The following is a 661-nucleotide window of genomic DNA, read 5'->3' on the forward strand; positions in this document are numbered from 1 at the left end:
GTGTTCATCATGCCGTTTTGGTATGAGAACACAGTAACATAGCTTCCAATTATACGTGGAATCGTGGACGTGAAGGCACCCGATCCAATTGCCGTATTAACCTGCGAAGCAATCTTGAAACTGGATGCACCTGTTGCAAGATTACCGACCACCGCATATATAGTAGTCACCGAATTGTTTGTGGCTCCTATGCACAAAAGATGCGGATATGTGGCGTTACCTGTGGCAATGACCGCAAGCGGAGACGCAGATGAAGTCCCTGTTGCTGGCATCGTCACCGAAGTCCAACTAGAACCCTTATTGGTGCTGTATTGGACTACTGCTTGCGAAGAAACCGAGTTAATCGATGCCGTAACTGTATTTGATCCCACATATCCAAGCGCCGCCACATTGGACAACTGCTGAGGAATCGGGGTCCATGTAGTTAAATCTGCCGACGTAGCAATACCAGTGCTACCGCCTGACATAGTAGCCCAATAGGTCGATCCGTCGTACACCGGATTTGTTGCTTTTGCTGCTCCGTAGTACAACGTTGTCCCCGTGTTGAATCTCGCGCCGAATCCTAGTGTGATACCACCAGCTTGCCAAGCCTGATTGACTGTGATGCCTGTGTTTAGATATCCAAATGTTTGATCTGCTGCCGCTCCCCATGCAGCCGTTG

1 protein-coding gene is annotated in these 661 nt (G+C 49.3%); it reads right to left on the bottom strand.

Going from position 1 to position 661, the window contains the following annotated elements; all coding sequences use genetic code 11:
* The coding region (locus AC1RO3_RS08175) for a hypothetical protein (protein ID WP_481763957.1) at positions 1–661 on the bottom strand (661 nt) is incomplete at both ends.

The sequence above is a fragment of the Dellaglioa sp. CoH-57-MRSF-19 genome (assembly GCF_056781975.1).